General features: G+C 72.3%; 13 protein-coding genes and 1 tRNA gene. 11 read left to right on the forward strand and 3 right to left on the reverse strand.

What is annotated here, in order from left to right; genetic code table 11:
* Position 1 precedes the first annotated feature (1 nt).
* The 8 genes from ACIBSV_RS43205 to ACIBSV_RS43240 are packed head-to-tail and all read left to right on the forward strand — an operon-like array spanning position 2 to position 8,678.
* Positions 2-904 carry a hypothetical protein gene (locus ACIBSV_RS43205; protein ID WP_395872970.1) on the forward strand — a complete coding sequence of 301 codons (903 nt, stop codon included), beginning with the start codon at positions 2-4 and terminating at the stop codon, positions 902-904.
* Complete coding sequence (locus tag ACIBSV_RS43210) at positions 901-1,818, forward strand: alpha/beta hydrolase (RefSeq protein ID WP_395872971.1); 918 nt, start codon at positions 901-903, stop codon at positions 1,816-1,818. Before ACIBSV_RS43205 ends, ACIBSV_RS43210 begins: the two co-directional genes overlap by 4 nt.
* Entirely contained in the window at positions 1,815-3,041 is a 1,227-nt protein-coding gene (locus ACIBSV_RS43215) for an aminotransferase class I/II-fold pyridoxal phosphate-dependent enzyme (RefSeq protein WP_395872972.1), read from the forward strand. Before ACIBSV_RS43210 ends, ACIBSV_RS43215 begins: the two co-directional genes overlap by 4 nt.
* Positions 3,038-3,928, forward strand: a complete 891-nt coding sequence (locus ACIBSV_RS43220) for an ornithine cyclodeaminase family protein (RefSeq protein ID WP_395872973.1) — start codon at positions 3,038-3,040, stop codon at positions 3,926-3,928. The genes ACIBSV_RS43215 and ACIBSV_RS43220 overlap by 4 nt, the downstream gene beginning before the upstream one ends.
* A 24-nt stretch (positions 3,929-3,952) precedes the next feature.
* Positions 3,953-5,428, forward strand: a complete 1,476-nt coding sequence (locus ACIBSV_RS43225) for an aminopeptidase P family protein (protein ID WP_395872974.1) — start codon at positions 3,953-3,955, stop codon at positions 5,426-5,428.
* A complete protein-coding gene (locus tag ACIBSV_RS43230; protein ID WP_395872975.1) occupies positions 5,425-5,772 on the forward strand; it encodes a hypothetical protein in 348 nt (115 codons plus the stop codon). The genes ACIBSV_RS43225 and ACIBSV_RS43230 overlap by 4 nt, the downstream gene beginning before the upstream one ends.
* Entirely contained in the window at positions 5,765-7,411 is a 1,647-nt protein-coding gene (locus ACIBSV_RS43235) for an amidase (RefSeq protein WP_395872976.1), read from the forward strand. The genes ACIBSV_RS43230 and ACIBSV_RS43235 overlap by 8 nt, the downstream gene beginning before the upstream one ends.
* On the forward strand, positions 7,398-8,678 hold the full coding sequence (locus tag ACIBSV_RS43240; RefSeq protein ID WP_395872977.1) for a hypothetical protein: 1,281 nt from the start codon (positions 7,398-7,400) through the stop codon (positions 8,676-8,678). Before ACIBSV_RS43235 ends, ACIBSV_RS43240 begins: the two co-directional genes overlap by 14 nt.
* Positions 8,679-9,036: 358 nt before the next feature.
* Here ACIBSV_RS43240 and ACIBSV_RS43245 read toward each other — a convergent pair whose 3' ends face one another.
* The 3 genes from ACIBSV_RS43245 to ACIBSV_RS43255 all read right to left on the reverse strand — a co-directional run bounded on the left by ACIBSV_RS43245 (position 9,037) and on the right by ACIBSV_RS43255 (position 14,236).
* Complete coding sequence (locus tag ACIBSV_RS43245; protein WP_395872978.1) at positions 9,037-11,787, reverse strand: LuxR C-terminal-related transcriptional regulator; 2,751 nt, start codon at positions 11,785-11,787, stop codon at positions 9,037-9,039.
* Positions 11,784-13,268: an aminopeptidase P family protein gene (locus tag ACIBSV_RS43250; RefSeq protein ID WP_395872979.1), complete on the reverse strand. Its 1,485-nt coding sequence runs from the start codon at positions 13,266-13,268 to the stop codon at positions 11,784-11,786. Before ACIBSV_RS43250 ends, ACIBSV_RS43245 begins: the two co-directional genes overlap by 4 nt.
* Before the next feature lie 891 nt (positions 13,269-14,159).
* Positions 14,160-14,236: transfer RNA gene (locus tag ACIBSV_RS43255), tRNA-Pro, on the reverse strand.
* A gap of 140 nt (positions 14,237-14,376) precedes the next feature.
* On the opposite strand from ACIBSV_RS43255, the gene ACIBSV_RS43260 reads away from it, so the two are divergent.
* Genes ACIBSV_RS43260 through ACIBSV_RS43270 form a run of 3 tightly spaced genes read left to right on the forward strand, consistent with a single transcriptional unit; the run spans position 14,377 to position 17,303 of the window.
* Complete coding sequence (locus ACIBSV_RS43260; protein WP_395872980.1) at positions 14,377-15,324, forward strand: hypothetical protein; 948 nt, start codon at positions 14,377-14,379, stop codon at positions 15,322-15,324.
* Positions 15,314-16,345, forward strand: a complete 1,032-nt coding sequence (locus ACIBSV_RS43265) for a helix-turn-helix domain-containing protein (protein ID WP_395872981.1) — start codon at positions 15,314-15,316, stop codon at positions 16,343-16,345. Before ACIBSV_RS43260 ends, ACIBSV_RS43265 begins: the two co-directional genes overlap by 11 nt.
* A gap of 37 nt (positions 16,346-16,382) precedes the next feature.
* Positions 16,383-17,303 (forward strand): DMT family transporter, encoded by a 921-nt coding sequence (locus ACIBSV_RS43270; RefSeq protein ID WP_395872982.1) that lies wholly within the window; start codon positions 16,383-16,385, stop codon positions 17,301-17,303.
* Positions 17,304-17,308: the final 5 nt, after the last annotated feature.

Raw genomic sequence — 17,308 nt, forward strand, 5'->3', positions numbered from 1 at the left:
AGTGAAGATCCTGCCGCAGCACGCGATCATCGACGTGTCGGCCCACGAGAGCGTGCTCGTCGACGGCCGACTGGAGCGGGCCGACGACGAACTCGTCGACGAACTGGTGCGCCTGGTGACCGGCGGCGCCGGCGTCGCCGTCTGCCACGGCCTCGACCGCACGCTGGCCCGCCACGGGCTGGACATCCACGACGAACGGGACGCCGCGGTGGCCCGCGACTACCTGGAATCGCTCTTCCGCGCCTTCGGCACCCGGGTGGAGGTCGCCAAGTTCACCCCGGTCGCGATCGGCTACGACCGCATCGCCGGCATGGACGTCGACGGCTACAACAAGAACACCCACTTCACCCCGAACGACGACCACACCACGGCACGCGAGTTCCTCACCACCAAATGCGTGCACTTCGACGCCGCCACGCCGTTCATCGCGAACATCTACGGACCCAACACCAACATCGACGGCGGCATCCCGATCCTGTGCGACACCCGCGCCTACTGCCGGGACGCGGAGGTACCGCCCGCCGACCTGGTCGAGCTGATGCCGCACAGCTTCAACGTGGCCGTCAAGGAGGAACACGCCGACCGCATCCTGGCCGAGCACGCCACCGCGGTGGACGTCGACCTGGACACCGACCTGGTGATGATCGTGCTGTTCAACGAGGTGGACGGCGGCCTCGCACACGCCGGCTCCATCCCCCGCCCGGCCGACCCCGGCAAGCCCTCGCGCCGGCCCATCCGGCACCTGGAGTACCAGTTCGCCGACAGCGACGAACTGGCCAAGTGGTACCGGCACTACCGCCTCGAGATCCCCGAGCCCACCCTCGAGGTCCCGGACGAGGCCGCCCGCGAGCGCTACCACCGAGGCGTCGACCCGGTCGGCGCCGACGGCGGGACGGCCCGGTGAGCACACCGACCGAACCCGACGTGCCGGTGATGTCCGAGCACGAGGTGGCCGAACTCGACGAACTGCTGGCCGCGTTGACGGCCGACGAATGGCCCGAGGCGATCGACGAGGCCCGTCCGTTCTACGACGCGTGGGGCACCCCGATCGCCGACGACATCAAGGTCGAACACCGCGACGGCGGCGTGCTGTTGACCCCACCGGACGTGCGCGGCGAGCGGACCGGGATCTACCTGCACGGCGGCGGCTACGTCTACGGCTCGTTGCGCAGCCACGGCGGACTCGTCTCCGAGATCGCCCGGGCGGCGCACAGCCGGATGTTCTTCGTCGACTACCGCCGCGCGCCCGAACACCCCTATCCGGCGGCACTGGACGACGCGGTCGCCGCGTACGAGAACCTGCTCGCGAGCGGCGTGCCGGCCCGGGAAGTGGTATTCGCGGGGGACTCCGCGGGCGGCGGCCTGGTCCTGGGGACACTGCTCAAACTCCGCGACCTCGGACTGCCGCTGCCCGCCGCGGCGGCCTGCGTATCGCCGTGGACCGACCTGGCCGGCACCGGTGAAACCTTCCGCACCCTGGCGGACGACGACCCCCTGGTCGGCAAGAACATCGTCGCACTGGTGGCCGGCTCCTACCTGGCGGGCGCCGAGCCGACCACCCCCTACGCGTCCCCGCTGTACGGGGACCCGACCGGACTGCCGCCCGTGCTCATCCAGGTGGGCAGCCGGGAGATCCTGCTCAGCGACGCGGAACGGTTCACCGCCGCGCTGCGCCGGGCCGGCTCCACCGGCGTCCTGGAGGTCTGGCCCGGCATGGTGCACGTGTGGCACCTGCACTACACGCGGCTGGGCAAGGCACGCCAGGCCATCGCCCGACTCGGCGGCTGGCTGCACGAGCGGGCCGAGGCGGCCCGATGAGCGAGGACATCGTCGGCCCGCACCGATTCCGCAACAACCGCAAGATGGTGCCGGCCGCCGAGGCGGCGTGGGGCCTGTCCGAGAAGCACGGCATGCTCGGACTGGTGGTCGAGGCCGTCGACGGCCAGAACCGGCTGCGCGAGATCGACTCCGGGCACGAGTTCGCCAACCTGTCCTCGTGCTCGTACCTGGGACTCAACAGCCACCCCGCGGTGATCGAGGCCGGGCGCGCCGCGCTCGCCGACGAGCGCATCACCGGCCTGTCGATGGGCGAGTTCCGCATCCGGCTGGGCATCATGAACCGACTCGAGGAGGAACTCGCCGAACACTTCGGCACCCACGTGCTGCCGTCCGTGTCCTGCGGGGTGCTCAGCGCCGCGATCCTGCCGCTGCTGGCCTCCGGGCACCTCGGCGACGGCGAGCCCCTCGTCGTGGTCTTCGACCGGTTCGCGCACTTCTCGATGAACTTCCTCAAGCCGATCGTCGCCGACGAGACGCTGGTGCTGACCTGCCCGCACAACGACATGCAGTTCCTCGAGGACGTGTGCCGGCGATACCCGCGCGTCGCCTACGTCTGCGAAGGCGTCTACTCGGTCGGCGGACAGGCCGACCTGGCCGGCATCAAGGCCCTCCAGGACCGCTACGGGATGTTCGTCTACCTCGACGACTCGCACGCGCTGTCCGCCGTAGGGCCGCGCGGAGAAGGCTACGCACGCACCGTGTTCGAGGACCTCGGCGCACGGACCGTGATCGTCGCCTCGATCGCCAAGGCGTTCGGCAGCACCGGCGGCATCGCCATGATCGGCGAACGCCACATCTACGACTTCCTCTACCGATCAGGGCCGTTGGCCTGGTCACAGGGCCTGCGCACGGCCGCGGTGGGCACCTCCCTGGGCGCCCTGCGGGTACACCGCGGCCCCGAGCTGACCCAACGCCAACGGCAACTCGCCCACAACATCGCCCTCTTCGACGACCGGCTACGCGGACACGAGGTCCGCGGCACCGGGTCACACATCAAATTCGTCACCGTCGGCGACAACGACCGGGCCGTACGGCTGTCCACCGACCTCTACCGGCGCGGCTACTACTGCTCCGCGATGTTCTTCCCGATCGTGGCGCAAGGAGACGCGGGCGTGCGGATGATGCTGCGCGGCGACATGCCCACGGAACTGGCCGAGCGGTTCGCGGACGACCTCGTCGACGCCCTTGCGGGACTCGAATGAGCCTCGCCCCGCCCGACACCCGCGTCGGCGACGTCCTGGCCGTGGCCGAGCTGATCCGCGACGGCCTGCGCGGCGGCACGCTCGGCCGGATGACCGTGCCCATGCGCCAAGTCGTCGACGAGGGACACGGCGTCAAGTTCGTGTCGATGCCCGCCGTCTCCCTCGACCACGGCCTCTACATCGCCAAGATCGCCACCATCGGCAACGGCCCGGGGCCGACCGTGACTTCCGTGGTCCCGGTCTTCTCGACGAGCACCGGGAAACTGCTCGCGGTCCTGGACGGCGCCGCCGTCACCAATCTCAAATGCGCCGCCGTCACCGCCGTGGTCACCGACCGCTGCGCGGCCCGCGACAGCGCCGACCTGGCGATCATCGGATCCGGCGTCCAGGCCTGGCAGCAATACCTCGGCGTCTCGGCCGTACGGGAGATCACCCGGGTACGGGTGCACTCGCGCAACCCCGCGCACGCCGAGGCCCTGTGCGCGCGCATCCGAGCCGCCGGCCGGGCAACGGCTCACGTCTGCGCCTCGGCCGCCGAAGCCACCTCGGGAGCGGACGTCGTGGCCACCGCGACGACCTCGACGAGCCCGCTGCCGATCGCCACGGACCTCCCGGCGCACGTGCACATCAACTGCATGGGCGCACACACCCCGCAATCACGCGAACTGTCGCGCGAACGGCTGGCATCCGGCCCGCTGATCGTCGAATCCATCGAGACCGCCGTAGCCGAGGCCGGCGAGATCCACCGCACCGCGATCGACCTGGAATCCCTGGAGACCGGCGAGCACCCCGGACTCGACGAACGTCCGACCGTCTTCAGCTCCACCGGCCACGCCGCACTCGACCTCGTCACGTGCGCCCACCTGGTCGCGCACTCGAACCACTGAACCGCATCGAAGGGAATACCGAACGTGCCCAACGTCGGCAAGGAAGAGATCACCGGAGCGCACGACACCGAGATCCCCACCGAGTTCGTCGACTACATGACGAGCGGTTGGCGGGAACAGGAGATCGAGCTCGTCCCGGTACCCCACCTCGACCGGCTGTCGGCGCGCCGCGCCCTGCTGTCGAACGCCTTTCCGGGCGAAACGCTGGTCATCCCGACCGGCCGGATCCAATGGCGCAGCTACGGCGCGCCCTACCCGTTCCGCGGCGGCAGCGACCTGCTGTGGCTGACGGCGGACCAGGACCCGAACTCGGTGCTCGTCATGCACCCGATCACCGGCGGCCACGACGCGGTGCTGTACGTGGACCCGCGGCACGACCCGGCCTCCGGCGTCGGCTACCTCGACCGCATCCTCGGCGAGGTGTGGCAGGGCCGCTGCCTCTCGCCCGAGGAGAAGACCACGGTGCTGGGAGTGCAGACCCGTCCCATCGGCGACCTCCCGACGGTGTTGCGGCGCGCCGGCCGCAACACCCGAGTGCTGCGTGGCTACGACGCGGGCATCGACCGCGGCCTGCTCCCCGCGACCGAGGAGAACGCGGCCCACGACGCGCTGCTCGCGAGCGTGCTCGCCGAACTGCGGCTGCGCAAGGACGACTGGGAACTCGCGCAACTCCAGGAGGCCGTAGACATCACCGTCCGCGGTTTCGAGGATGTCGCGCGCGCCCTGCCGAGCGATCGCGCGGTCTCCGAGCGGCTGCTCGAAGGCATCTTCGCCACCCGCGCGCGCCACGACGGCAACGGCGTCGGCTACAACTCGATCGTCGCCGCCGGCGCGCACTCGACCATCCTGCACTGGGGCCGCAACGACGGCCCGGTCCGACCGGACGGCATCCTGCTGATGGACATGGGAGCCGAGGCGCGGAGCTGCTACACCGCCGACGTGACCCGCGTCCTGCCCGTCTCGGGCACCTTCACCACCGCCGAGCGCGACGTCTACGACATCGTGCACGCCGCGCGCGACGCGGGCCTGGCGGCGATGGCGCCCGGTGTCGCGTTCGACGACGTCAACCTGGCCTGCCGGCGCACCCTCACCGAGGGCCTGCGCGACCTGGGCGTACTCAAGTGCGGCGTCGAGGAGGCCATGCAGGACAAGCGGCAGCCGTACCGGCGGTGGACCCTGTGCGCCTTCGGCCACATGCTCGGCCTGGACGTGCACGACTGCGGGCACGCGCGCCCGGAGTACTACGGACAGGGCGTGCTCGGCGAGGACCACGTGCTGACCATGGAACCCGGTCTGTACCTGCAACCGCACGACGAATTGGTGCCGGAGGGCCTGCGGGGGATCGGCGTGCGGTTGGAGGACGACGTACGGGTGACCGCGGACGGCGTTCAGGTGTTGTCGGCGGCGCTGCCGGTCGGCGCGCGCGAGACCGAGACCTGGCTCGCCGCGCAACGCGAGGCCGGCCCGCGCCTGCCCGGCGGGCACGGGCCCACCGCGTGAGCGCCGACCGGATCGCCGTGGACGGCGCCGACCACACCGGCCACACCGGCCACACCGGCCACACCGACCGCGCCGGCCACGCCGACCGCGCCGGCATCGCCGGTATCGCCGGTATCGCCGGCGCCCGTGCCGGCATCGATGACGCCGACCGCCCCGATCCTCCCGATCGCTCCGAACTCCCCGCCTGCGTCGAAGTAGATCCCGCCGACCGGGAGTTCACCGCCACCCTGGAACGGCTCGGCATCGAGATGCCGCGCGACCTGGCGCCCGGTGTGCTGGCCGGCTACCGCGGGCTGCGGGCGAAGATGGAACTGCTGCGCACCACGGAGGCCACCGATGGCTGACCTCGACAGCACCGGCCCCGGCGCGCTCGCCGAACTGTCCGTCGCACAGGCCGGCGCGCTGCTGCGCGCGGGCCGACTCACCTCGGTGGACCTGGTGGAGAACGCGCTCGGCATGATCGAGGCGCGCGACGCGACACTGCACGCCTTCGTACTCGTCACCCGCGAGCAGGCGTTGCGGCGCGCCCGGCAGGCCGACCGGGAACTGCGCGAGGGCCTCGACCGAGGTCCGCTGCACGGCGTCCCGTACGCGCTCAAGGACATCTTCGCCGCCGAGGGACTGCCCACCACGAACCACTCGTGGCTGACCGTGTCGGACGTGGCCGCCGAGGACAGCGCCGTGGAGGCCCGACTGCGGGCCGGCGGCGGCGTGTTGCTGGGCAAGTTGGCCACCTACGAGTTCGCGCTCGGCGGGCCGAGCGTCGACCTGCCCTTCCCGCCGGCACGGAACCCGTGGAACGGCGAGCACATCCCCAGCGGTTCATCGTCGGGCGCCGGGGTCGCGGTCGCCGCGGGGTTCCTGCGGGTCGCGTTCGGCTCCGACACCGCCGGCTCGATCCGCGGCCCGGCGTTCCACTGCGGGACCGTCGGCCTCAAGCCCACCTACGGCAGCGTGTCCGGGTACGGCGCCACCCCGCTGTCGCACACCATGGACCATTTCGGACCGCTGGGCTGGACGGTGGCCGACACCGCCGCCGCACTCCACGTGATCGCCGGACCGGACCCGCGCGACCCGCGCACCCGCGACACACCCGCGCCGGACTTCCTCGGCGCGGCGAGCGAGGACGTCAAGGGCCTGCGCGTGGCGTACTCGACCGCGTGGTACGCCCACGACCCCGCGACGCTGCCGGAGATCACCGAAGGCATCGAGCGGGCCCTGACCCACCTGGACAAGCTCGGCGCGATCGTCGAGGAGTGCGAACTGCCTCCGTACGAGGTGCTCGACGCCTGCGGCCGGGTGATCCTGGCGGCGGAGGGCTTCGCAGTGCACGAGCGCAACCTGCGCGGGTTCCCCTGGTCCTACGGGCGGTTCACCTACCAGAAGCTGATGCCCGGGGCCGGGGTCGGCGCGGGTGACCTGCTCCGCGCGATGGACGTGCGCCGGCGCCTCGTCGAGTCCTTCCAGCAGAAGGTTTTCGCCGACCACGACGTGCTGGTCACCGCCTGCGGCCAGGCCACCGCAGCCCGCTTCGACGACTTTCCCACCGACTGGCCGCCGCCGCGTCTGGCCAACGACATGCAGACGATCCCGTTCGCGGTCACCGGACACCCGGCCCTGTCGCTGCCGCTCGGATTCGCCGCCGACGGGCTGCCGATCGGACTACAGCTCGTGGGACGCAAGTTCGGTGAGGCGAGCCTGTTCCGGGCGGGGGCGGCGCTGGAGGCCGAATTCGGCCGGCGGGACACCAGGCCGCGGTTGGCCGGGGCCGGGGCCGGGGCCGGGGCCGGAGCCCGAGCCGTAGGTGGAGCAGCCGGAACCCGAGCCCGAACCCGAGCCGTAGGTGGAGCAGCCGGAGTCGGGGCCGGATCCGGCCCCGGCATCGGGCTTGGCCCCGGCCTTCACCCGGGCCTGCGCCCCGACCTCGCCATCCGCGCCCATCGCCCCGACCCGGAATCGGAGCCCGCCGATGTTCGCCGCTGAGAACCGCGCCTTCCTGAACCGAGTGTTCACCGAACACAGCTCGCACGACCTCGCCCTGGCCCGAGAGATCTCCGACCGGCACCTGCGCGATCTCGGCTTCCTCTTCCCCACGTTGCCCACACACTTCCGGCTGGACCGGACCACCCTCGACGAACTCCACTCGGCCACAGCCCGGTTGGTCTCCGCCCACCGCAAGGTGATGCGGCACGTGTGCTCGTCCCTGTCGACCGCCGAACTGGCCGCCACGTTCCGGATCCCGGAGGCGATGGCGGGCCACATCCACTGGCAATGGATGACCGAGGGCACCGCGCTGGCCCGGGCCGACATCATCCCCACCGAATCGGGCTACGCCTTCTGCGAGTTGAACACCTTCTCCGGCGTGGGCGGCGGCGAATGCCAGCACAGCGCGCGACTGCACGCCGAACTGCTGGGACTCCCCGCGGCGGGCGCCTCACCGTTCCTGGACCTGGCCCGGCACTACCTGACGCAGTGCACCCGACTCGGGCTCGACCGCCTGGTCATCCTGGACTCCGTGCGGCACTCCCGGCGCGGCTACGGTCGCGACCAGCCGCTCGTGGACTTCCTCCGGATCATGGCGCCCGACCTGGACGTCGTCTACTGCAACGAGACCTCCTACCGGGCGCAATGGCTGCGCGCGCCGCACGCGCGCCGCATCCTCGTCCACCGACTGATCACCTTCGCCGACACCGACGACGACGGCGCCTTCCTCAAGGCCGTCGACGACAGCGGCGCCACCGTCTCGTGCATGTTCGAGGCCGAACTCGGCATGCACCGCAAGTGGTTCTCCCTGCTGTGCGATCCCGACCTGCACCACCTGCTCGACCCGGAAGAGGTGGAGACGCTCCGACGCCACGTACCGATGACCTTCGACCTCGCGCCGGACATCCTCGACGACGTACTGGCCTCCCGGGGCGACTACGTCTTCAAGCACAGCTACACCTACGGCGGCGACGGCGTCCTGATCGGCGCCGAGCACTCCGCGCCGGCCCTGCGCGCGCGCTTCGTGGCGGACGGGGTCGAGACCTGGACCTGTCAGCGCATGGTCGAAGCGTCCACACTGGAACTCCCGGTCGCGGACGGTCCGAGCGCCGAGGAGGCCGGGCACCGCAAGACGGTCGAGTTCGACTTCGTGCTCGGCGTCTACGCCTACGGCGATCGCACCAACGGGGCGCTGGTGCGCGGCTCGGCCGACTCCAAGGTGGTCAACGCCTCCCGAGGCGCGATCTCCTGGGCATTCGCGGACTGACCTCGACACCTTCGCGGGGCCTTGCACCGGGCCTTGCACCGGGCCTTGCACCGGGCCTTTGCCGGGTCTTCGACGACGCACCTGGCCCCTCGACGACATACCCCCTTCGACGACACTCCCCATGCTTTCCCCGACGCCTCCCAAGCCCTCGACGACACCTCCCACGGTTGGGCGCCACCGCCATTCCTGCGGCGCCACCGCCGTTCCTGCGAGGACACCGCCACTCCTGCGACGACACCGCCACTCCTGCGACGACACTGCCGTTCCTGCGACGACACCCGCCTACGACGACACCCGGCCTTCGATGACCCACCCGCCTCCCCCGATCGCTCCCGCCCGGGAGCAACCACGGTCGGCACTACCGGGCCGGCTGGTGCCTGTCCTTGTGTACGAGCGCCACCAGTTGGACCCGCGACCGCACGCCGAGCTTGCGATAGATCCGGGTCAGGACCGCCTCCACGGTCTTGACGCTGACATACAACGACGCCGCGATGTCCCGGTTGCCGCGCCCGTCGGCGACCAGCTCGGCGATGCGCTGTTCGGCGTCGGTCAGGCCCGCGAGCCCGGCCCTTGCCCCGGTTCGCTCCGGCCGGTCCGGCTCCCACAGCGGCGCATCCGCCTTGCGGAACACCGCCTCCGCGGCCGCGTGCAACTCCCGGGCGCGGGCGGGGCGTCTGCGTCGCTGCTCGACGGCCGAGTGGGTCAGCAACACCCGACCGCACTCCAACGGGTAGCCCAGCCGCGCGAACGCCTCCCAAGCCCGGGTGAGCAGCCGCTCGGCCGCCGTGAACTCGCCCGTCGCCGCCGCGCACAGCGCCTGGGCGCGGTCGAGCGAGGCCAGCACGCCGCGCCGCCCCAACTCGCGCGCCGGGTCTCGGGCATCGGCGATGGTGCGCGCGGCGGCCTCGACATCCCCGGCGGCGACCAGGGCCTCGGCGAGGTCGGCGTCGTAGCGGATCGCCGCCGGATCCCGGACGGACAACTCGCGCACCAGATCCCGCACCCGCAGCAGATCCGCCAGCGCGCCGACCGTGTCGCGCAGGAACAGCCGCGTACGGCCGGACAGATGCAGGCAGTGCGCCGCGAAGACGGTGTCCTTCTCCTCCTCCGACGCGGTCAATCCCAGCCCCGCGTAGGCGAGCGCCTGTTCCAGGGTTCCGCCCGCGAGTTCGGCGATCGCCGCCGCGTACCACGGCGGACCGGGGGAGGCGCCCAACTCGCGGGCCAGCGCCAGCAGTCGGCGGGCCTCCTCGCGCGCGGCCCGACCGTCGCCGCCGTGCGCGTGGATCAGTACGGCGCAGCCCAGGAGCCGCCCCGGGTCGGCCCGCCCGGCGACCGACCCGAACCCCGGGCGAAGCGCGTCCAACAACTGCCCGGCCTCGTCCAGGCGGTCCTCCAGGAGGGCGAAGGACACCGCGACCCGGCGCGGATCATCGGAGATCGGAGGCGGGTCACCGGCGCTCGCCCCGGTGCCGCCCGCCGCGCCCGGCTCCAACGCCAGGCGCAGTGTCCCGGCGTGCTCCGGCGAGCCGCGGCCCTGTTGGATCCGGGCGGTCAAGGTGATCGCGGCGGCGCGGCTCGCCGGGTCGCCGGCCCGTTCCGCCCACTCCACGGCCGCGCACGCGTGTGCCAGGGCCTCGGCGGAATAGCCCCGGGTCAGGTGCGTGCTCCAGGCGAGTCGCAGATGCGCCGCCGAAACCAGCGCGGGTTCGTCGGCGGCCGTGGCGTCGGCCAGCGCCCTGGCCGCGATGTCCGCCAGCAGCGCGGCGCCGCGGCCGGCGGCGTCCACGACCGCGATGCGTGCCCGGGCGCGCTGCGCCGGTCCGGCCCGGGTGCGGTCCAGCCGGTCCAGGGCCGTCCAGGCGAGGTCGAAGCGCCCCGCGGTCTCGGCGTCCCGGGCGGCACACACCAGCAGATCGGGTCGGGTGCCGCCGGCCCGGTCGACCGCCAGCAGGGCGAACTCCGCGGCCCGCGTGTGGTCGCCGCGCTCGCGCGCCGCCGCGGCGGCGTCGGCGAGCACCAGGACCAGACGCGCCGCGGTCGTGGCCGGGGCCAGGGCGGACGCCTCGTGCCAGGTCCGGTCGTCGGCACCGGTCGACACCGCCGCCAGCGCGCGATGGGCGCGGCGCACCGACTCGCGGCCGGCCTCGGCGACGATGCCCTCGCGCAGCACCGGCGCCGGGAAGGACACGGCACCGTCGACCACCCGGATCAGCCCGGCGTCCTGGGCGGCGGCCAGAGCGGCGTCCGCGGTCGGCGCGGCGTCGGCGGTGTACCCGGTGGCCCGACGGATGCCGTCGAGCGAGGGATCGGCGGCCAACGCCGCCAACAGCAGCACCCGGCGCACCGGTTCGGCCAGGTCCGCCAGCCACGCGCGCATCGCCTTGCGGGCGTGCGGGGCCAACGGTTCGGCGTCCCACGCGGTGGCCGAATGCCCGGCCCGGGCCAGTCCGGCGGCGATGTCCGAGACCAGTCGCGGACTGCCGCCCGTCGCCGCGTGGATGCGACCCGCGGTGCGCAGCGGGATGCCGAACGACCCTACGACCGTCGCCGATTCCTCCGGGCTCAGCGGTGGTATCCCGATCTCGACCGCGCCGCCGCCGAGCACGTCGTGCGGCGACGGGCCGTCGGGCCGCAACGCGGCCAGCAGCGACACGCTGCCGCGACTGCGCCGCGCGGCGAAACCGAAGACGTCCAGGCTGCCCGGACCCCACCACTGCACGTCGTCGGCGGACAACAGCGGCCGGGCCCTGCGTCCCCACGCCTGAAGGCAGGACAACACCGTGCCGCGGAACGTAGCGGTGTCCGGCTCGGGCCCCGCAACGCGCCGCAACACCCAGTCCATCGTCGAGCGTTGCAGTTCGGACAGTTCGCCGCGCACCTCGGCCGGGCACGCGGTGAACAGGTCCATCAGCGGCGCGTAGGCGATGTTCGCGTCGGCGCGCGCCGAGCTGAGCCGGACCACCGGATCCCCGGCCGCCTGCCACGCCGTGCACACCGCGTCCAGGACCGCGGACTTGCCGAATCCGGTGGGCCCGACCACCGCCACCACGCCGGCCTGCCGTAACTGTCCGCAGACCTGGTCCACCAGCGGACCGCGCGCGGTCATCGCAGCGAGGCCATCCAGGCCTCGACCTCGTCCGCGGCGCGTGGCAGGCCCGACGACAGGCATTGTGCGCCGTCGGCCGTGATCAGGAAGTCGTCCTCGATGCGAACGCCGATCCCGCGCAACTCCTCCGGCACGGTCAGGTCGTCGGGCTGGAAGTACAGACCGGGCTCGACGGTGAGTACGTGCCCGGGTGCCAACAGGCCGTCCGGGTAGCTCTGTCGACGGGCGGCGGCGCAGTCGTGGCAGTCCAGGCCGAGCATGTGGCCCGAGCCGCAGAGGGTGAAGCGGCGATACAGGCCCGAGTCGGGGGCCAGGGCCGCCTCCGCTCCGCCGGGCAACAGGCCCCATTCGTCCAGGCCTTCGGCGATCACGCGCATCGCGGCTGCGTGGAAGTCGCCGAACCGCGCGCCGGGCCGCAGCGCGGCGATACCCGCCGACTGGGCGGCGAAGACGAGGTCGTAGACCCGGCGTTGCACGTCGGTGAAGCGTCCGCCGACCGGCAGCGTACGGGTGACGTCGCCGGTGTAGAACGAGTCGGCCTCGACACCGGCGTCCAGCAGCAGCAGGTCGCCCGGGCGCACCGGTCCGTCGTTGCGCATCCAGTGCAGGACGCACGCGTGCGCGCCGGCCGCCGCGATGGTCTCGAAGCCCAGCCCGTAGCCCTCGAGCCGGGCCCGCCGATTGAACGTGCCCTCGATCCAGCGCTCACCACGCTCGAGACCGGTGGCATGATCCAACTCGCACACCACGTCGTGGAATCCGGCCACCGTGTGGCCCACGGCCGCACGCAGCTGCTCGACCTCCCACTCGTCCTTGACCAGCCGCGACTCGGACAGGAAGGTGAGCAGTTCGGCCTCGGCCTCGGCGCCGGCTCCCGAGGCCGGCGGCACCAGCGCGTCGACGAGCGCGTCCTCGCCGCGCACCACCCGGGTCGGTACCTTCCGTCCACGCAGGGCGCGTTCGAGGTCCTCGCGCGGGGCCGATTCGATCCCGAGGGCGTCGGCGGTCTCCGCGAGCGTGCGCCGGCGCCCGACCCAGAACTCGCCGTACCGCCGGTCGCCGTAGAACCCCGCACCGTCGGGCCCGCCGTCGCGCGGTGAGCGCGGCCGGGTGAACAGCGTGACCGAGTGCCCGTTCCCGTCGGGCTCGAAGACCAGCACACTGTCCGGGACCGCCTGCGTGCCCTGCTCGGCGGTCAGGTGCACGAACGCCGAGTGCGGCCGGAACGTGTAGTCGAAGTCGTTGCTGCGCGCCTTCAGCCCACCCGACGGCACCACGATCCGCTCACCGGGAAAGCGCTCGGACACCGCCGCCCGCCGCTTGGCCGCGTACGCCGCCCCGGACATGGGCGGCGCCTGTATCGCGGTGTCGGCCCACCCATGTCGAAACGCCTCCGCCAGCGCCGCCGGCACCGCGTGGTCATGCTTCTCGGCCCCACGCGCCCTGTTGCCGGTCATGTCGTTGTCACCCATGTCGCCCATGTCACCCATTGCACGCCCCGATCATCGCGTTGTGATATTCCGGACGGTACCATTTCACATGTGACACTTCTATGTTCCGAGCCGGACACCCGAGACCGCGTGAGCCGGCTCGGCGCGGGGCGAGGAGGGCGTCGGCGGCGGTGACGTGACGGTGTCATCCGCGCCCGCCCCCACCGGCTTCCCGTCCTCGCCGCGCGCGTGCGCGGCGTCACGCGAACGAGAGCGCGCGGAAGGAGAGTTCATGCCGAACCCGTCGATCCGCCCGAAGCCCCCGCGCGGTATGGACCCGCCTCCGGAACGCGCGCCCGTCTCGGCGCCATGTGTAGTCTCCTCGCCGCGCGCGACGACCGAGCGGTGAAACCCGAAACTCGGAGCCCGCGACACGGGCGCCGCCACCGCCGCACGCGGAGCCCCGCGACACAGGCGCTGCTGCCACCGCCGCACCCGGACGCATCGCCGGACCGGATGGACATGGACCGGAACGTGTGGCGGTCCCACCGGCGGGGCCTCCGGGCGCCCGTCGGCATACTGGAGGCATGGACGCACGTGTGCGGTACGCGGACGTTCGGCCGTATACGGTGCCGGACACCTTCGCGGGGTCGGCCGGCCCCGCCGAGGGCGTCGTCCATTTGCCCACGTCCTTGGATTGAGTGGACGTGGCGAGGCACCCGCCGAATCGGTCGCGACCACATCGCGACCACTCGGCCCGGCTGCGCGACCTGTTCAAACCGCTCTACACGACTGCGATCGCGGGCCGATTGCTCGTGAGTCCCAAAGCCGAGCGCCGGTCGTGCGACCACACTGCGACCACACTGCGACCACCACGCCCCAGAACGCAGAAAAGGCCGCCTTCCCGTTTCTGAGAAGACGACCTCCGACCTGCGTAAACGCTGGTCGGGACGACAGGATTTGAACCTGCGACCCCTTGACCCCCAGTCAAGTGCGCTACCAAGCTGCGCCACGTCCCGGTGTTCGGCTGGCCGAACACGGAAACCATATCGCACTTTGGGGGGTGGTCCGCCACGTGGTTGTTCGGTGGTGTCGGGCGTGGGGAGGGGGGTGGGCACGGGAAGATCTTGGGGTGGCTTACCCGGTGAATGTCGATGTCGTGCCGCTCGAGACCTATCCCGATCTGGATGAACTCCAGCGGCTCGGGGTCGGGGCGTTGCTGAGTGATGGGCTCGAGTCCGTGGAGGGGTTCGAGGAGGCGGACGGGGTCGGGGTGGACCTGGTGGACTATCGGGTCACGCCTCGGTCGGATGGGGCCGCGGTGTTGTTGTCGGTGGACGCGCCGACGTTGGAGGCGGCCGAGCGCACCGCTCGGCAGATCGTGTTGGCGGTGTTGGAGGCCAGTGTGCTGCTCGCGGATTGGCGGGTGGTGCGCAGTGAGGTGCAGTTGCACGAGGAGTTGGTGTACGAGAGCTTGATGGCCGCCGACGGGCCGGACGCGCCGGCGGGGGATCCGGCGTTGCGGGCGCGCCGGCCGATGCCGGAGGAGCGGCTGCGGATCGAGCGGCAGGCGGCGGGGGTACGGGCCTTCGGGTTGGACGCCTTCGGGTGTGAGCCGGACACCGCGCAGCCGGATGTGCCGGAGGAGAAGGCCCGGCTCGCGGCGGGGGCGGTGGCGAGTTCGGTCGGGGTGCTGGTGGATCTGCTGTTCACGGATCTGGTGAATCTTCGTGAGGCGGACGGGGCCTCGTTTTTCGTGCTGGACGCGTTGCCACTGTTGGAGGAGGGGTTCGTCCGGCAGTTCGTGGTGGCCGCCGTGACTGTCACCGGGCGTCTCGGTGGGACCGACTGGGCGCCGCCGGCGTGCTTCGCGGAGGAGATGGCGTTGCGGTTGTTGGTGGATCAGGCGGCGTCGCTGTTGGAGCGGCACGGGTTGTACGACGACGACGTCGAGGCGGCGTTCGTGACGTTCAGTGACGCGGCGTCGGACGATCCGGAGTCGGTCGAGCTGCGGTTGTCGGATCCCGGGCCGGAGGAGTGGTTCGAGCCGATCGTGCCGGGGCGGCCCGTGCACGGGTACTTGAGAGCGAATCGACATGAGTGGTGACGTGGGACCGGGCAGGCCCGGGGGCGCTGCGGGCGACGACTTCGCCGCCGGGGGCGGCCCTGGGGACGCCCCCGGCAACGACTTCGTCGGCGGGGGCGGCGGGCTCGCGGACGCCCCGGGCGCCCCGGGCGACGGCCTCGCCGGCCGAGGCGGCGGAGGCGGCAGGGGCGGCCGAGGTGGCGAGTCCGCGGTGTGGACGCGCGTGTACGGGGTCGAGGACACGCCGCTCGACCTGATGACCGCGCGATTTCGGCGGCACCGATACGCGCCGCACGCGCACGAGGAGTACGCGATCGGGGTGTGCGTCGAGGGGGTCGAGCAGATCAACTATCGCGGCGCGGTGCACCGGTCCGGACCCGGGACGATCGTGGTCGCCGAACCGCATGAGACGCACACCGGCGGCCCGGGCATCCCGGAGGGGTACGCCTACCGGGTCTTCTACCCCTCGGCCGCGCTGGTCGGCGAGGACCTGCCCGGCCCCGCCCCGCACTTCCCGTCGCTGCTCGTGGCCGACCCGGCGCTCGCCGCCGAACTGGTCGCCGTACACACGCACCTGACCGCCGGCGGCGACGCGTTCGAGGGCGAGACCCGGGTCGTGGAGGTGCTGCGCGCGCTCGTCGGGCGGCACGCGGTACATTCCCGGGCCGATCGGTGTGGCTCGCCGGACGCCGCCCGGGTGGCCCGCGCGGTCCGCGAGCGGCTCGCCGACGAACTCGTCCGGCCCCCTTCGCTGAGCGAGCTGTCGGCCGGGATCGGACTGTCCCGCTACCAGACCCTGCGCGCGTTCCGCGACGTGGTCGGGCTGCCCCCGTACGCCTGGCTCGCCCAGCACCGGGTCGCCCGCGCCCAGGCGCTGCTCGCCCAGGGGATGACGCCCGCCCGGGCGGCGCTCGCGGTCGGGTTCGCCGATCAGGCACACCTGGGGCGATGGTTTCGGCGGGTACTGGGCGTCACCCCGGCCGGCTACCGCAGCAGCGTGCTGCGCAACAACGTTCTAGACCGATCGGCCCCGCGTGGTTGATCATCCTCTTCGATCCAGAGATTGAGGGGACACGGCCGTGAGTCGTCGTGGAGCGTTGTTGTTCGCGTGCATGTGCGTGATCTGGGGGATCCCGTACCTGCTGATCAAGGTCGCGGTGGACGAGGTCTCGCCGGGCGTGCTGGTGTTCGTGCGTACCGGGCTCGGGGCCCTGCTGCTGTTGCCGTTCGCGTTGCGCGGCACGGGGCTGCGCGGGCTCACCCCGTACAAGTGGCCGCTCCTCGTCTTCGCGGTGACCGAGTTCGTCGGGCCCTGGTGGCTGCTCTCGGACGCCGAGCGGCGGCTGTCCAGTTCGACGACCGGGCTGCTGATCGCGTCGGTGCCGATCTTCGGCGCGGTGCTCGTGTACCTGACCGGTGGCACCGAGCGCATGGGGGCGGTGCGCTGGATCGGGCTGGCGATCGGGTTCGGCGGGGTCGCGGTGCTGGCCGGGCCGACGCTCGGCGGCGGGGACCCGTGGGCGGCGGTCGAGGTGCTCGCGACCGCGCTGTGCTACGCCGGTGCGGCGCTGGTGGCCGAGCGCAGGCTCAAGGAGGTGCCGAGCCTGCCGATGACGGTGGTCTGCCTGGGCTTCACCGCGCTGGTGTACATACCGCTCGCCGCCGCGCAGTGGCCCGCCCACGTGCCGGGCGGCAAGGCGCTCGGGGCGATGGGGGTGCTGGCGCTCGTGTGCACCGCGATCGCGATGGTGATCTTCTTCGAGCTGGTGCGCGAGGTGGGTGCGGCGCGGGCCACGGTGATCACGTACGTCAACCCGGCGGTCGCGGTGGCGGCCGGCGTGTTGATCCTGAACGAGAAGTTCACGGTGGCGATCGGGGCGTCGTTCGTGCTGATCCTGGGCGGGGCGGTGCTGGCGACCCGCAAGAACGCGACGCCGGTCGCGGCGACGGAGGACGCCCCGGAGTTGCCGGGAGCGGTGGACGCCTCCGAGCGCTGCTAGGCGGT

This window comes from Embleya sp. NPDC050154, from assembly GCF_044460165.1.
In the GTDB taxonomy this organism is placed as follows: domain Bacteria; phylum Actinomycetota; class Actinomycetes; order Streptomycetales; family Streptomycetaceae; genus Embleya.

What these genes read in the sequence shown, in the direction of transcription:
- ACIBSV_RS43240 (WP_395872977.1), top strand. Translation starts at nt 7,398, where the DNA reads ATGTTCGCCGCTGAGAACCGCGCCTTCCTGAACCGAGTGTTCACCGAA.
- ACIBSV_RS43245 (WP_395872978.1), bottom strand. Translation starts at nt 11,787, where the DNA reads ATGACCGCGCGCGGTCCGCTGGTGGACCAGGTCTGCGGACAGTTACGG.
- ACIBSV_RS43235 (WP_395872976.1), top strand. Translation starts at nt 5,765, where the DNA reads ATGGCTGACCTCGACAGCACCGGCCCCGGCGCGCTCGCCGAACTGTCC.
- ACIBSV_RS43265 (WP_395872981.1), top strand. Translation starts at nt 15,314, where the DNA reads ATGAGTGGTGACGTGGGACCGGGCAGGCCCGGGGGCGCTGCGGGCGAC.
- ACIBSV_RS43215 (WP_395872972.1), top strand. Translation starts at nt 1,815, where the DNA reads ATGAGCGAGGACATCGTCGGCCCGCACCGATTCCGCAACAACCGCAAG.
- ACIBSV_RS43250 (WP_395872979.1), bottom strand. Translation starts at nt 13,268, where the DNA reads ATGGGCGACATGGGTGACAACGACATGACCGGCAACAGGGCGCGTGGG.
- ACIBSV_RS43220 (WP_395872973.1), top strand. Translation starts at nt 3,038, where the DNA reads ATGAGCCTCGCCCCGCCCGACACCCGCGTCGGCGACGTCCTGGCCGTG.